We start from the raw sequence: 15,520 nt of genomic DNA, 5'->3' as shown, positions 1-15,520 counted from the left end.
TGGCTCCTATTTTCCCGGATCTCAGATCTAACGAATCGCAGAGGTGTTATTTCGCCGATTCAGTCGATTTTTTAGGTTTCGACACCGTTTTATGACGGAATAGCGTTACTGAGGTTCGTTAAATCCTCCATACGTAGCTAATCCGCTGTTTAAGATGTGTCAGGTTCGTTAGCGCTTTGAGCGAAGAGGAATTCCTTTTGAGAAGAATCCTTATTTATTGTACTTATTTCATTTATTTCATCTGATTCAATACATTAACAATGGACAAGCCGATGGCCTTCGCCATGTTCACTGGAACGGCATTACCGATCTGTTTATAGGCATTGTTCATGGAACAATCGAACACCCAGTCATCAGGGAAGCTTTGGATTCTAGCATATTCTCTAACGTTGAATGGTCTAGTTTCGTCAGGATGACAGCGCTCCGTCTGTTTCTGAGCTGGGGAGCAAGTTAACGTGAGCGATGGTTCTTCCCAGGATAATCTGCGAGCCATGCCTGTTCTTCCTCCGCCAGAGTAATAACTTTTGCCCATATACTGCATCGCAATGTTGTCAGGTAGATCTCTCCAGTATCCACCAGGAGGTACGAGATCAAGCACTGTGCGTTTGGATTCGGGGTACTTCGCACCTTCGGATTCAGGAACGTTCTGCAGCACATCTTTCAAGGTCAACTGATAGCCGTAAGGCTGAGGAAGTTCATATTTCAGATCATATTGTTCAACGAGATCATTCCGAATACCGATCATGACAATGCGTTCTCTTTTTTGAGCGACATCATAATCCAGCGCCCGTAAGACTTTCCATGTTACGGTATAGCCGATCTCGGAGAATACTTTGAGCATAAGCGCGAACGTTCTGCCTTCATCGTGACTAATGAGTCCTCTTACATTTTCAGCTAAGAAGGTCTTCGGTAGAAGCTGCTTAAGGAGCTGAGCATAATAATAGAACATCGTACCGCGCGCATCGGATAAGCCCATTTTCTTACCTGCATAACTGAATGCCTGACAAGGGTAGCCTCCAGACAACAGATCGAGTTCTCCAATCCCAATGTCTTTTACAAAGTTCTTAATCCCTTGCTCTGTAACCTCGATAATATCCTTCTCGATGACATTCCAATCTGGTCGATTCTTTCTCAGCGTCTTACAAGCGTATTTATCAAACTCCACGAGCCCTTTGGATTCAAAACCCGCCTGTTCCAGCCCCAGCGCCAGCCCGCCGGCACCTGCGAACAATTCGATGGCAGAGTATTTTCTATTAGCGGTGATGTTGTGAATATCAATGAAATCTTGACCCTCAAAGTCATCCACATTCACTTCTAAATCCTCATCATGGGATTGTTCCACTAGCGTATCCGCTTCAAAGGGAAATTCGATCTGTTCGGACATTAGAATCTCTTCGAGTTCCACATCCAAAACTTCACATAAACGCATCGCGTTTGTTTTAATCGGGTTAAAGTTCGGCGAAAGCAGCATCGACAGCTGATTCTTGCTGATACCTAACTGATCGGCTAATTCCTTCTGTGTGCTAATGCCGTGTTTATTCATATGTTGTCTTACTTTTTCTTTGCTAAGTGTATACAATCGATAACCCTCCAATAGAGTTAAAAAAATATTTAACTTTAATAGGGTTATTATATTGGAGCGAATCGGGATAGTCAATGAAATGATAGAACATTCGTTTGGTTGTTCAACTTGAAAACTAAGGTCAACCAAGGGCTGGTTTATACGGGTCACTCCGATGACAGAACAACCTTCAGATCGCTGTTACCCCCAGATTTCATTGATTCCTTTTACAAAGGGTGAAATCTGGGGATAAGCATAAGCTTCCGATGTAGCTTTCTTTCAGAAAGCTTTCAGGCAACCGCTTCGATTCTTCCGGTTATTTCTGTCCTCTCCGTTAACGTGTAAATGTTACATGTTGAACAGATTTGTAAGTTGAACTGGAGGTGGGGAGTAGATGAGGGGCATAAGGGCAAAGTATCTATCAGTGTACTCTCTTACTAAAGGGTGTTTTATTTTCGGATATGATTTTCGTACCTGTAGCAAACTCCAGCAGACCAATCAGCAAGAATATAACTAAGAAGTACCATGATTTAGAGAAATCCGGGATGAATGCGAGTAAGGATTGAATCACAACAAAGAGACTATCTGCCATGAGACAGATGCCAAAAGCTACGCCTACTTGTGCACGTTTTCCCATCATGAATAGAGCCCCAGTTAACACTGTTGCTGCGGCAAGAATGACTGAGGGAAGGTACCATAATGTGCTTAATTGTTGATTGAAGAAGGCAAAATAATCTTCCTTAATGAAGTGCATTAAGTCATTATATCCTCTACTAACCACCAAGATCATGACAATAATTTTAGCGAAGAGCCAATCATTTTTCATAGGTATGTACCTCTGCATAATTTATGATGTTAAAGCTGTCTATCGTATCCACTGGATTTCAATCAGCGTACCATATGGTGTACAGAGAAACTACCGTCATCCATATATTTTGTTGAAATAATACATATGAACTAGAGGATTTATAACTCTACTTTGTCAGGAGAAAGCCATTGGACGAGTATCTAGTGGAGGTGCATGGATCAACCCTCAGGAACAGATTTGTACAACGTATACGTGCCTCTATCATTGGAATAGACATGCTCAGGTTGTGCTATAGAACGATATATTTGAGTACCTGTGGGCAATATAGATGCCATGCCAGACTGGAACGTGTTTTTCTTTTCGTAACTAGAAGTGATACTTCCATAAGGTGCAGTTTGTATAGAGCGGAGTTGTTCTTTATTAATTGTCTCGACTTTCTTATACAGGATCGATTCCAGTATAAATATGTCGCTGTTCTGATCCTCTTTCATTATCGTTTGGGCCATTTCTTGAGTAGCGCTGGTCTCTGATGTACAGCCGGTGATACTTAAAAGGGCAGAGGATATCATGAAAAAATAAAATATTCTGATTAGCATCTAGAGTCCTCCTTTTTAAAATTAAGTAAAACTATTTATTTTAGAATTTTTGGTCTCGGCAGATCGACGGATGAAATATGAAATGAAGATATATAGATAAGAATACATAATAAAATATTTGATATTCTTTGAATGCTTCGTCTTCTACAGTCTCTATTAAGACAAAGAGGTACGAAGAATACCTCATCTCTAATGTAAGACAAGATCTGGCCGTTTTGAAGAATTCTATTACGAACAATGAGCTTATTTTGGACTAGTGGCACACTATCAGATGAGATCGTTTAGACTGGGAGTAAATGATTTTATTAAGTGTGACTATAAGTGATGCATAATTACGCAAATAGATTAGTGGGAAATAAGTTGTTTATTCTTTTTCATTACGACCTAGAATATGAATCTTCTGTTTGATTCTAATCCTTTTTCTAAATTGTTAAAATTTAGGGAGTACTATATTCGGGCTGGTGGTGAGTATCGATGCAACGAATTGAAGTTCATCCAGATCTGCTGGATAAGAAAGCCCAACTCGTTCAGCAGAAAAGGCAGGAATTAGAACGCATGGTAAGGGAGCTTGAGAAGTCCATCTACTATTTGCAGATGGAATGGTCTGGGGTGACAAGGGAGAGATTCTTTGCGGACTTCATTCGAATGAAGGAAGTTTTTCCTGCGACTTTAAAGCACTTGGAAGAAATGCAGAAGGATCTTACCTCTACATCAATGTTATTCAGAACAACCGACGAGAGCGGTAATTCTTTTGTGCGTCTTCCAGAACTAGAGCATAATTTTCGTAAAGGTTTCCTAGATAAGTTCTTTGGAGAACAATTAATCGGTTTAGGTCATACGACGAAGGCATTTATTAATGATCCTTCGGGTACAGTGTCCGATATAGCCTATGCCATGACAATCGGTAAGGTTGTTGATGCAGGCCGAGGTATCAAGTTTGCATGGGATGCCGCTTGGGGAAATGGAACAGCTAGATCTGAAGTGGAGCAAATTGTGGCTGAACAGAAGAAACAGATGGACGAGGAAGGTGTACGTTACTATAGTGGATCAATGACAGGCCAGGTTGTAGCTTATTTTATATTTGGTAAAGCCCTTCGTAAAGCTGAGAGTAAGCATAGCGATCTGGGAGGATCGGGTGGAGGAAAGGCAGAGTTAGGAGGTAATCTTAAGTCTAGCAAACAGCTAGGTCTCACTGAAATTCAGCAGAAAAAGATTTCGGAGTATATTGGAGTGAATTCGGATGAACTGATAAGTTCTGGACTTGCAAATGAGGAAACTCTAAAAAAAATTCTGAAAAATTTAAAAGAAGGATCAAAATCTGGTAAGGAAGGTTTTAAATTAGAAGCTGATACTGCTAAGTTATTACTTGAAAATAAGATAAAAATCTCTGAAGCTGGTAAGGCTTATAATGTGAAAGAATTAGGTGGTAGAATAGGCGAAATTGATCTGGGAACATCAAGGTATATTATTGAATGTTTTAATGCTACTGGCGGTAAATCAAAATCAGTAAGTGATTTTAACAAGTACTTTGAAGGTGATGTAAGACAACCATTTATAAATCCTGAACGTAAGGGAATAATTCTTTATGCTCCTAACGGAATAGATGCTATAAAGGCAGACAATATAAGTTCAATTGGTGTTCGAGTTATAACATCTCCAGAGGAACTAATTACTACTCTAAAAGGAGAAAAAGAATAATGTCGCAAACAAATATTGTAATGTACATGGAAGAAGAACTAAGTATCGATAAGTTGGAAAGTATATTATTAAAGTTTAATGCCAAAAATCAAATATCCTCTTGGGCCATGGAACAATTCAATAGCTGGATATGGGTGAATTATTATATTCTTAAGCATCATGATGAGATAAGGAATATTTGGTGTGATATTTCTAAGGATATGGTAAAAGATGTAGAGCAAACTATTAATGTAAAAACGGCATTGTTTATACAACCCAGTAGAGATCGGAATGCTGTCTTCTTCGCATTGTCTTTTTGTAAAGAAATATACACTATCCTTGATACGAATAAAAATGTGTTTTTATATCATGGAGATAGTGGCTTCTTTGCTAATGAAGAGATTGCAAATCTTCAATTTATGAACACTCAACAATTTTATGACTCCAGGTTTGCTAATAATGCAGTAGCTGAAAGTATCATTGAGTGTTTAAATGATGAGGTTACTGGAGGGATTGAATGTGTTGAGGAAGAGGGAGGATGGGATGGAGAGGAGCTACAGTATATTGACTTGTTTAGAAATCTTTTTAAGATGAGAGAGCAATTAAGAGTAGTAGTAAAATCCATAAATAATACAGTATCGTTTAATGCAAAAATAATTGATGTAGATGAGTTGATTTTGAGATTATTGGATGTAGATGATGATAAATTGTTGATTTCTGCTGGGGATCAGAATAGAGATTATCCTATAAACAGCTGGTGGTGGCATCTCGATCAAGTAGAGGCAGGCATTCTCAAAGTACATGTTAAAGAGGGGGTTGTTATTTATCAAGGTCAAATTATCCTTATCTAAGATAATTTGACCTTTTACTTTATAATTTTGAAGAGATATTATTCTGGGGTGGGTGATTTATTCGGTAAGTACCCCGGCCTTTAAGGTATCTTCAAGGTTGTTTGGCTTGGAAATAATACCTATAAATCTTAATTTTGTACCTTAAGAACCATAAGTGTGGTATATTTATCCTATTAAAAGTCAATTATCGTCGGTTTAATATTTCGCAAAATCGCATTGTGCTGTAATTCTCTTTTTTAATTTCATGTATGCGGGACCAAAGCATGGTCTATTACACAGTAAACAGCGTATGATGACACAGACATGGTTCCTATTGGGGAGCTATGTCTTTTTTTTTTTAATAAGTGTTTTGGAGGATGGGGCATGTCTACGATTACTCATTTCATTGATGTTCTTAAGCGCTGTAAACAGTCTTCGAAGGAAGCTGTAGAAAATCTTGAAGGATTCAGTGAATTTAAAAAATATATGCACGTTCAAAGACCAGTAGAAAAGGAACTTGAAAACTTCATTATAAATGCAAATCAAACCAATGAACCACAGTTAATATTGGTGTGTGGCGGGGTTGGTGATGGAAAGTCACATATCTTATCGTACTTAAAAGATAAGTATGACTTTTTAGCCGACACAGCAAAATTTTATTTACATAATGATGCAACAGAGAGTTTCTCTCCTCGGAAAACTTCAATTGAAACGTTAGCTAAGGTGTTAAAGCCATTTTCAGATCAAGAGATTGGCAAGAGTGGAGATAGAACTATTGTTCTAGCGATTAATCTTGGCGCTCTAAATAACTTTATTGATGCAGAAGAAGGAAAAGAGTTCACTCGGCTCAGAGAATTTGTACATGCAAAGAGGATTATGGAATCTGTGATTACAGAAGAAGTATCTCAGGATGATCACATTTTCAAATATGTGAATTTTAGTGATTATCATATGTATGAGTTAACAGAAAATGGCCCTCGTTCGAGTTACATTAGAGGAATTTTACAAAGAATTACTCAGAATACTGAACATAATCCGTTCTATAATGCTTATCTCAGAGAGAAGGCTGAATATCCTGAAGTGGCTTTAAAGAATCCTATTGTACAGAATTATGAGTTATTACAACATGAGGATATTCAAGACAAAATTATTGATCTATTGATCCAAGCGATGGTGAAAGAAAAGCTTATTATTTCGACTCGGGCTTTGCTGGACTTTATATACAATATAATTGTTCCCTCCTCAATGGATAATATAGATCATGAGAAGTTAATGGAATTAATCACACTTCAGGATTTTCAATCTTATACATCATGTCTGTTACCTTTCCAACTATTTGATCGTGAGGATGTATCTTCTATACATCATGCGATAAATCATATTAATCCTACGCAATATCGCACAGAGTTGCTTGACCAGCATCTAATTGATTTTAAATCTAGAAAGGATGGGGCATATTTATTTAGTCAATATATTGATGTAAATAGAGCACCATATTTTGCGAAATCTCTTGTTCCGCATTCTCCATGGAAAGATGAGGACAAAAAGAGTGTTTCTTTCAGAAATGAGTTAGTTAAGTTATTTGTATACTTTTATTACTTAATTCCTATAAAACCTCACGATTCATTCGAGGATCGGGTCTATGATCAATATATGCAGTACTTATTTTATTGGAATAAAAGAGCTTGGAGTATGTTATCCAAGCTCTACAGAGAAGACGTTCGTGATGCCATTTACAAATGGAATGGTGAGGGACAAGGCGGACTTATTTACGTTCAGATTGGACAACCACAGACACAATATTACTCTTTACAAAAACTTGAAATTGAACCAGCGCTGGAGCGGGTTGAACCAAGAGCAGAAGAGATATTAATAAAATTTTTACCAATGTTAACGATCGCTTTTAGACCCAAAGGGGGAAATCCAGTCGAAATCGATATTGACTACTCATTATATTCATTGTTGATTCGGATCAAGAACGGTTATCGACCCAATAAGAAGGATAAGTTTCAATACATCAAGTTTGTTGAATTTATAGACCAGTTGAGTAGTAGAGGAAATGACAAAAACGAGCTTATTTTTGAAAGCAAAAAGTTCGGTAAGTCCCAGCGGTATAGACTGACTTACGATGATTTATTCGACCAATATTCATATACGGAGATGTGAGAATATGGAGTATCAGTTTCATTTAGAAACCATCATAGAAAAGTTTAAATTAAATTCTTCTATTAGGCATAACCCCAAAATACCTGTTGAAATCTTACCTTACAATACAAAATTTAAAGAAGTTCAATTTAATCTTAAGGAAGTAGTAAGTGAGTTTTTGCGTCTAGTTGGACAAAAGAAAATATCCTCAGAAACTAACCCAGAACAACTAATTGAAACTGTATTAAAGTCAATTGAGTTTAAAGATATAAATCAAAAGAATGAATTCAAGCAGATGATCAAAACGCTATTCATTGACGAGAATAACCAACTCTTTTTATTCCATCCGCAGACCCTTTATTACATCAATACAGTTGAAAATGAGAACAGAAAGCTGGCTGAATTTCTTTATGCTGTGTTGTGGAATGGGAAAGCTGCATGGGAGATTAGTAAAGACGAAAATCAAACAGATGACTTAATGAGTTCGTTGATATTCAAAGCTTTACCAGAGTTGAAAAGTGAGGAGTCACAATCCCAGAAGTTTTCTACGTTAATACCAGAAATATCTGATTTATTTGCTGTAGATTTTGAATGGCTCTCCACAAAACAAGATTTATTCACTCAACAATTTGAAAAACTTCTGTCTTACTATTATTTTTTCTATGTAACTCAATTGTCACGTAGAAATGAAGCGTTGTTTGCCACATATGAGAAGAGTGTAGTGCCGATCTATTTTACGTTTGAAGAAGAAGAAAAACTATCGAAAACAAGAGTCAGTTATGAGTATGGTTGGAAAAACATTGAGAGGTCTATTAATCGTATGTTTACTCATGTGAATTTCCTGAAGATGCTTAATATATCAGTAGAGGAAACAGGAAAGTTACTTACCTATCATGAGATCGCTGAAATACTTCGTTCAGGTACATATGAAGAAATCTCTATGATTGAAGAAGCTGTAGATAAGGTGATCGAACAATATGGTGAGGGGTTATCCGATGTGAAGTGGAATCAAATGAATTTAAATCCCGCCAATTATGATCTAACGGTATTAAATAAGCTGTCTACGTTATTTCAGATGATTGACTTCCAGTTTAATAATTCATTTCGTTCCAAACCGTACAACGAATATAAGATGTGGTTTACACATTTTTGTCAGAGAACATTCCTCAAATCCAGGGGGAGATCTGGAAAGATGCTAATTCTGGATACAGATTATCTATTATTTCTTACTAAAGTTATCATTAAAGATGAGCCTAAAATCAGGTTGAAGAGATTATTTGAACAATTTGAAATAAGAGGAATTATTCATGATAGAGATACTCAAATTTCCATCATTGAATATTTTGAAAAGTTAAATTTGCTAGAGAAAAAAAGTGATAGTGGGGATGCTATTTATGTCAAAGCATTTTTATAGTTATCTTGCTCACCTCGTAGACCGTTTTTTGGGTGAGGTTAACATTCAAGCAGGAGAGAAGTATCATATTCAATTTGAACGTGAAGAACAAGTTGTACAACTAGTAGATCAAATCAAGAACATGAACCGAGTTAGTCCATTCTCAATGTCAACTGAGGATGGATTTTATCAATCGCATACTTTAGATTATGATCAAACCAAGGTGTTAATAGCATCTAATATTAAAGAGATCACACCTGATTTTCTTACAACATTAAGGAATAAAGTTGGTACAAGCGAAGAGCCATTTGAGAATTTGGCTATGCTTTTAATTCATAATTCAAACTTAGATAGTTTGGTTCAGGGAATGACCTCGTTTGCAAAAGAAGGTATGCCTTTTCATATTGATTCAATTGAAAAAGACCTGCAAGAAATGATGAAGCAATCGAATCTATCCCTAGAAGAGAAGCAAATCCTAAATTTCTCAATTGAGTCAATGAAAGCCCAACAAGGACTTCATGAGAGAGTCAACTTATTTGACTATGAAAACATACTTACTGTGTTGAACAATGAAAAATTAGAGAAGCATGAATATAAAAATTTTGGGTTGTTTTATGATGCTGAACTTTTCAATACGCCCAGAACTCCTAAGGAAATTAAAGAAAGACTAAAGGAAAACCATTCTTTGTACAGTGATGTTGAGATAGCACATCAGTATGGTTCTGCTGAAATCAGTCTAGAGCGACGTTTTGATGATCAAGGGGTCAAGATTCTATCTGAATCAGAGACGTGGCAGGATGTTGATTTTGGTTCAGTACGAAGATCGAATCAGAAGAAATTAGAAGGAAAAGGTTTAGAGTATGTTGAGACGAGTAAGAAATTAACTTTGGAAGGGTTAGATTATTGGGAGAGAGCCGATGGTGAGACCAAGAGTAAGCAACGTAAACGAAACATTATTGTATTCAATCCTGATCGAAAAGATCATATCACATTAGAATTTACATTTAATGATTTTATCAAAAATCAGTACATCAACGAAACTAAAATTAAACATCCGATTCAGGTCGAACAAGCGGGCAAAAAGATTCGTATACACTTAAAACATGAGATTGGACAGACTACATTTTACGGTGTGAAATACAAGACCGAGGTGTCTCCGGCATATGAATTTAGAATTACAGTAGTGGAGACAGAGCCCAAGCTTCTTCAAACGATACAAACATCTTATACCATCACGTTATCCAAATCTAAGGGCTCATATCTTTTAATTAATTCAGATGCGGAACAATGGTTATTCAATAAAGACGCTTCTGAGATTATTAATGTTAACTTGACAGAATCCCACAGTATTTTTGATATCACTAATGATCAAGAATTAGTTGTTTCTCGCAATGATGAAAATAATAGTGATGAAGAAATGATTTATTTTAACATCCAGCTTCCTCACACGAGTATTCCATTTGCTGTACAAGATTTAGTTGAACGCCCTGTTCCCATTGGAGGTTTTAGCGTTTGGAAATTAAAACGTGAAAAGCAGGAACATTTTACGTATCGTATTGAGAATGAAAAAATGAAGATCATTCAAGGAACTAGAGAAACTTTTGCCCAAGGGGAATTCAAGCGCAATTTAGAGAGGGAACGGAAACTCTTAGAAACTAATCATTTATTTTTTTACGAAGATAATTTGGGAGAGATTGTTCCGCAGGCCATTTCGGTTTCTGAACCACTAAAAGAGGCATATTGTGATTTGTTGCGATATTTTAGAACTAATGATTTACTTCCGAGTTTAGCCTATTTTGATGATGACTATACTGTGCTAGCTCGTAATTATATAGATGTGTATCTTCAGGAGCTGGAACAATTACAAAACGGCCAGTCATTAAACCAGACCCAAAGAGATCTTGTTTTAATTGGAACGATTCAGAAAAATCATATAAACCCAGAATGGCTTTTCACACCATTACATCCACTTCATTTGGCATACCAATTGCAATTAAATCAATTAATTGGTGATGAGTTGATAAATGATGAGCTATTGCATTCCATGAGACCCACGAATTTATTACCATATGTTAATTTTAATTCTAAACTCTATAAGGCCATTGAAATGATTGATTCGTATGAGTGGGCTTCATACATGGATCAAAGTTTACCAAGGTTCGAATCATCCAAAACTTTTGTGAATAAACTGGTTCAAGAAAAAATAGAAGAATTTACTGGTCATTTCGGATATCTTTTTGAATTAGATCGTCGAGCTCCACTCAAAATAAATACGATAAATATGGGAGACTGTCAGGAAATCCTTCAAGGTCTCTTTGAATATTATAAGAGGCAACTAAAAGGTAATTTAGAAAAAACAAAATTACTTCCTATTGAAATTCACATATATGCTGAAAAAGGAATCAACAATGTATTTGAGGAGATGTCACAATATACTGATGCTGAGGAGATTTCCAAAAAATTTAATCTTAAACTTGAATTGGATGGATATCATGCAGAAGAATTGTTGAATATTTTTCGGGACAAAGTGAAGTTTTATTCTAAAAATGTGGATACGGCTCGTTACGAGTACAGTCATGTTACGTTTTATCAGATGAATAAAATTGAGCAGATTGCTACTAGCAATGCTTCTGAAATTATTACGGGGGTATCATTATTTGGACTTGTTTCTGGTATTCCTTCTGTATTTATCAACGAAGATTATAAAACGGGATTTGGAACAAAGTTTTATCCAGTTCAAGAAGCTCCGCTATTGAAAATGGTACCTAAATTAAATTCTTTAATGCGAGTTGCTCGAACTCTAGATAATTACCAAGAGGATATTAATACGGTTACTGCTATCTCTTCTGACCATAAACAACAACTAGATCAAGTTTATGATTCAGCCCATTGGGTCACTTTTATTGAGCCCAAAGTAGACCTAAGTTTCTTCAAAAACAGTGATGCTCAAAAAGAATTACTTGTAATTCATTATAGTGACCAATATACATCCTCAAGTGGATTTGATGCGATCACAGTAACCAGAAGATCAAAACAATATCAGCGTCTAATAAAAGAATTCCTTGGTCATCAGAGACTCTATGTAGACGATCATGTGTTACCACCAATCATTAATTTCTTTAATGCTATTAATGGGAATTGGTTGCTTCGATTGTTGGCTCAGAAGAACTATTTTCCTAAGGAAAAAATCAGTATTCTTTCAGCTGTGAAATTATCCCTTGCTGCTTATGCACACGACAATATTATATGGATCCCTATCTCAATGGAAGAAATCCTTAGAATTTCAGGTGGGACTGGATTAAGGCAATCTGAAGGTTTATTTTCCGCTAAAAAACTGGGGAGATTTGGTTCGTACAGTGACGATCTGTTATTAATTGGGGTTGAGTCTTCTGATCAGGAGATGTTAGTTCACTTTTACCCTATTGAGGTCAAGATAGGACATAACGGTGCTAACGTGCAAGATAAAGCGATAAAGCAAGTAAAGGAAACCAAGCAGTTATTGATGGAGTTTTTAACTGGTGATGAAAAGAGTTTCCAAGCTGTATTATATCGTAATTTCTTTATGCAATTAGCAATTGCAAGTGCGGAGAAAATGAAGCTTTATTCGGTATGGTCTGAACAATCATGGAGTAGAATTACGGGAAGTGATGTTCGTGAGCTTCTTCTTAATGATAAATACACGATCGTAAATACGTTGGATCAGTACATTGGTCAAGGTTCTGTAATTTCGTTTAAGAAGGATGTCGTGTTTACCGATATTAAAATGAGCGATGATGTAATGATCTATGACTACCCTGAACAGAGTGGATATGAATTCATACTTAAAAGTGTTGAAGAAATGAAGGGATATATACAGAGTAATCAAGGGGATTTATCTCCTGAGCAATTACTAAGTAATTTATATGATCCTTCTAAACGTTTTGAAATAACGCAGAATTATGAAAGTTCGGCGTTACTTGTTGCTGAACATAATGCGAATTATGAAGCAGGAATGGATGAAGTAGCAGCCACTGTGCTTGATTCAGATGATAACATAAGCGAGTTTGAAACGAATAATACCCATCCTCAAATTTCTGTAGATGCTCCAAAGACTACTAAGCCCCTAGAGGTTTTATTTGGACATAACGCAACTTCAAAGGAAGAAGTGAAATGGTTTCCTACTTCCACAGATAAAATTATGCACACCAATACGGGGATTATTGGAACAATGGGAACAGGCAAAACTCAATTTACGAAATCACTGATTACGCAGTTAAGTCGTAATAGCTATGATAACGTAAATCAAACTCCTATTGGTATTTTGATTTTTGACTACAAAGGTGATTATATCAAGTCAGATTTTACTGAAAAAACAAATGCGAAGGTTTATAATCTATATCATTTACCGTTTAATCCCTTGTCTTTGTACATGGCAGAGCCTATTAAACCGTTGTTACCTCTTCATACAAGCAACTCTCTTACAGACACAATTGTAAGGTCTTTCAATCTTGGACAAGTTCAAGCGATTACGTTGAAGGATTTAATGATGGAGGCTTACGCTAATAAAGGCATTATAAAAGGGGATCCTACGACTTGGAATTTACCTGCCCCCACTATGAGTGATATATACGAACTCTATGCTGGCAAAGAAAATTCTAAAATTGATTCCCTGTATGCGGCACTGAAAGAGCTATATGAAACCGAAGTGTTTGAAACGGATTCCTCCAAAACCATCTCATTGTTCGACATGATTGATGGGATCACGGTAATTAATTTATCTGGATACAGTGAGAGTATTCAAAACCTTGTAGTATCCATTACACTTGATGTCTTTTACAACCAAATGCAGATGTTTGGACACAGTGCAATTGATGGAGCTTATCGTGAAATTACACGAATGATCCTGGTTGATGAGGCGGATAATTTCCTCAGTAAAGACTTTACTTCGATTAAGAAGATTTTGAAAGAAGGAAGAGAGTACGGCGTAGGAACGATCCTATCAACACAATTCTTGAGCCATTTCTCAACTTCGGATAATGACTATGCGAATTACATTCTGACCTGGGTTGTGCATAATGTATCCGAAATGTCTGCTAAGGAAATTAGAATGGTGTTCAGCACTCAGAGTAAGTCAGAAGAAGATAACATTATGAGTCGGATTAAATCTTTACAGAAGCATTATAGTGTTGTAAAGGCTGGTTCAGGACAGCCGATTTGGATGCGGGATAAGGCGTTTTGGGAACTTTAGAGTAAGTGGGGAATGTTGAATATTGGTATGCTGATTGTTAAATGTGACATGGAGGAGAAATAATGGCTAAAAAGAATAATGTTAACGCAATCTCTTACAGCTGGAATACTAAAAATTGTTACAGTGGATTTATGTCATATAATGATGTAAAAAGATACGTTAATTTGGTTAAAGATCAATCAATGAATCGCTTAATTAACGATACTAGTGTGGATATGATATTAAAGTATATGAAAGAAGAACAAGAGAATATTTTCTTCCCACCTGTAATAATGAATAGCTCGGGTAAAATAAATTATGATCTCACAACTTATAAATTAGCACTTGAGGACTCGAGTCTTACAATTATAGATGGACAGCATAGAATAAAAGCAATAAATGAATTACTTGATGATCCGAATTTTAAAAATGATTTTAATAAAATGAAAATCCCCTTTCTAATAATAGAAGAATTAAGTCCTGAGCTGCATAGAAAGCTATTTCACACTATTAATGACAAAAGTACAAAAGTTCAAAATAATGTTTCAGACCGCTTCTCAACAACAACAAGTAATTTGATTGGATTGAGATATGTATCTGAGAATTTAGTGAATAGAGAGTATATAGAGTGGGAAGGAAAACAATCTAAAGAAAAGATAGTATATTCCCATATTTTAAATTGCATTGAGAAAATAGAAGATTTTATCGGCACGAAGTTTGAAGATGAACTAAAGTATCTTAATTTTGTTGTCGTTGAAAATAAAAATCACTACTACAAAGATAATATATACTTTGAGGTTTTCTCGAAATTTTGGAACTATATATTTAAGAAAATAGCAAATAATCCGCAAGAGATTGGCTTCTATGTTAAAGATGTTGTTTTAAGTACTATAACAAAAACAATGTTAGATAATCTGCAGTCAGTGACTATAGAAGAACTGAAGAATGAAATTGAAGATACAATTGATGCTATAATACCAAACGAATTGATATTTGATTATGTTTTTAGAATTAATAAATCTACAGAGTGTACAGAATCTTTAATGTCTTACCTGCAATGTAACAAACAATTAAATCAAGCAGAGATAAGACTAACAAATCGAAGTGTTATTAAGAAAATTTTATCAAAAGTTATACCAAATGACTTTTTAAACAGTGCCGGTTACTTTACTTTAGAAAAAAAGAGTGTGCAAGAGTTTGGAAGGTATTTAAAGTTTATTGACGAATTTATCTCAAAATTATTAGAAGAAGGAAAAGAAATGAAGGAAATTATAAATACTCTAAATAATATTAATGTTATTAAT

At 35.7% G+C, this 15,520-nt stretch carries 9 protein-coding genes; 6 read left to right on the top strand and 3 right to left on the bottom strand.

Going from position 1 to position 15,520, the window contains the following annotated elements:
- Nucleotides 1–232: 232 nt before the first annotated feature.
- The 3 genes from dcm to ASD24_RS09895 form a co-directional block, all read right to left on the bottom strand.
- Nucleotides 233–1,579 carry a DNA (cytosine-5-)-methyltransferase gene (dcm, locus tag ASD24_RS09905; RefSeq protein ID WP_235540501.1) on the bottom strand — a complete coding sequence of 449 codons (1,347 nt, stop codon included), beginning with the start codon at nt 1,577–1,579 and terminating at the stop codon, nt 233–235.
- A 403-nt stretch (nt 1,580–1,982) separates the two neighbouring features.
- Nucleotides 1,983–2,387: a hypothetical protein gene (locus ASD24_RS09900; protein WP_056695010.1), complete on the bottom strand. Its 405-nt coding sequence runs from the start codon at nt 2,385–2,387 to the stop codon at nt 1,983–1,985.
- 200 nt (nt 2,388–2,587) lie between these two features.
- A complete protein-coding gene (locus ASD24_RS09895) occupies nt 2,588–2,965 on the bottom strand; it encodes a hypothetical protein (RefSeq protein ID WP_056695009.1) in 378 nt (125 codons plus the stop codon).
- 474 nt (nt 2,966–3,439) lie between these two features.
- On the opposite strand from ASD24_RS09895, the gene ASD24_RS09890 reads away from it, so the two are divergent.
- From ASD24_RS09890 to ASD24_RS09865, 6 genes are all read left to right on the top strand, one after another.
- Nucleotides 3,440–4,663, top strand: a complete 1,224-nt coding sequence (locus ASD24_RS09890; protein WP_056695007.1) for a WXG100 family type VII secretion target — start codon at nt 3,440–3,442, stop codon at nt 4,661–4,663.
- Nucleotides 4,663–5,493, top strand: coding sequence for a hypothetical protein (locus ASD24_RS09885; protein WP_056695005.1), 831 nt, complete (start codon nt 4,663–4,665; stop codon nt 5,491–5,493). The genes ASD24_RS09890 and ASD24_RS09885 overlap by 1 nt, the downstream gene beginning before the upstream one ends.
- Before the next feature lie 363 nt (nt 5,494–5,856).
- Nucleotides 5,857–7,638, top strand: coding sequence for a DNA phosphorothioation-dependent restriction protein DptF (gene dptF / locus ASD24_RS09880; protein WP_056695003.1), 1,782 nt, complete (start codon nt 5,857–5,859; stop codon nt 7,636–7,638).
- Between the two features lie 4 nt (nt 7,639–7,642).
- Nucleotides 7,643–9,031, top strand: coding sequence for a DNA phosphorothioation-dependent restriction protein DptG (dptG, locus tag ASD24_RS09875; protein WP_056695001.1), 1,389 nt, complete (start codon nt 7,643–7,645; stop codon nt 9,029–9,031).
- Entirely contained in the window at nt 9,012–14,237 is a 5,226-nt protein-coding gene (gene dptH, locus ASD24_RS30720; RefSeq protein WP_200956144.1) for a DNA phosphorothioation-dependent restriction protein DptH, read from the top strand. The genes dptG and dptH overlap by 20 nt, the downstream gene beginning before the upstream one ends.
- A gap of 62 nt (nt 14,238–14,299) precedes the next feature.
- Nucleotides 14,300–15,520, top strand: a 1,221-nt coding sequence (locus tag ASD24_RS09865) for a DGQHR domain-containing protein (protein ID WP_056694999.1), incomplete at its 3' end; no start/stop codon positions are given.

Source organism: Paenibacillus sp. Root52 (genome assembly GCF_001426865.1).
Lineage (GTDB): Bacteria > Bacillota > Bacilli > Paenibacillales > Paenibacillaceae > Paenibacillus.
Note: the sequence above shows the minus strand (reverse complement) of the source record. Positions and strands in the feature narration are given on the sequence as shown.

Excerpts from the sequence above, each read along its gene's own strand:
- ASD24_RS09900 (WP_056695010.1), bottom strand. The coding sequence starts at position 2,387 with ATGAAAAATGATTGGCTCTTCGCTAAAATTATTGTCATGATCTTGGTG.
- ASD24_RS09895 (WP_056695009.1), bottom strand. The coding sequence starts at position 2,965 with ATGCTAATCAGAATATTTTATTTTTTCATGATATCCTCTGCCCTTTTA.
- ASD24_RS09890 (WP_056695007.1), top strand. The coding sequence starts at position 3,440 with ATGCAACGAATTGAAGTTCATCCAGATCTGCTGGATAAGAAAGCCCAA.
- ASD24_RS09885 (WP_056695005.1), top strand. The coding sequence starts at position 4,663 with ATGTCGCAAACAAATATTGTAATGTACATGGAAGAAGAACTAAGTATC.
- dptF (WP_056695003.1), top strand. The coding sequence starts at position 5,857 with ATGTCTACGATTACTCATTTCATTGATGTTCTTAAGCGCTGTAAACAG.
- dptG (WP_056695001.1), top strand. The coding sequence starts at position 7,643 with ATGGAGTATCAGTTTCATTTAGAAACCATCATAGAAAAGTTTAAATTA.
- dptH (WP_200956144.1), top strand. The coding sequence starts at position 9,012 with ATGTCAAAGCATTTTTATAGTTATCTTGCTCACCTCGTAGACCGTTTT.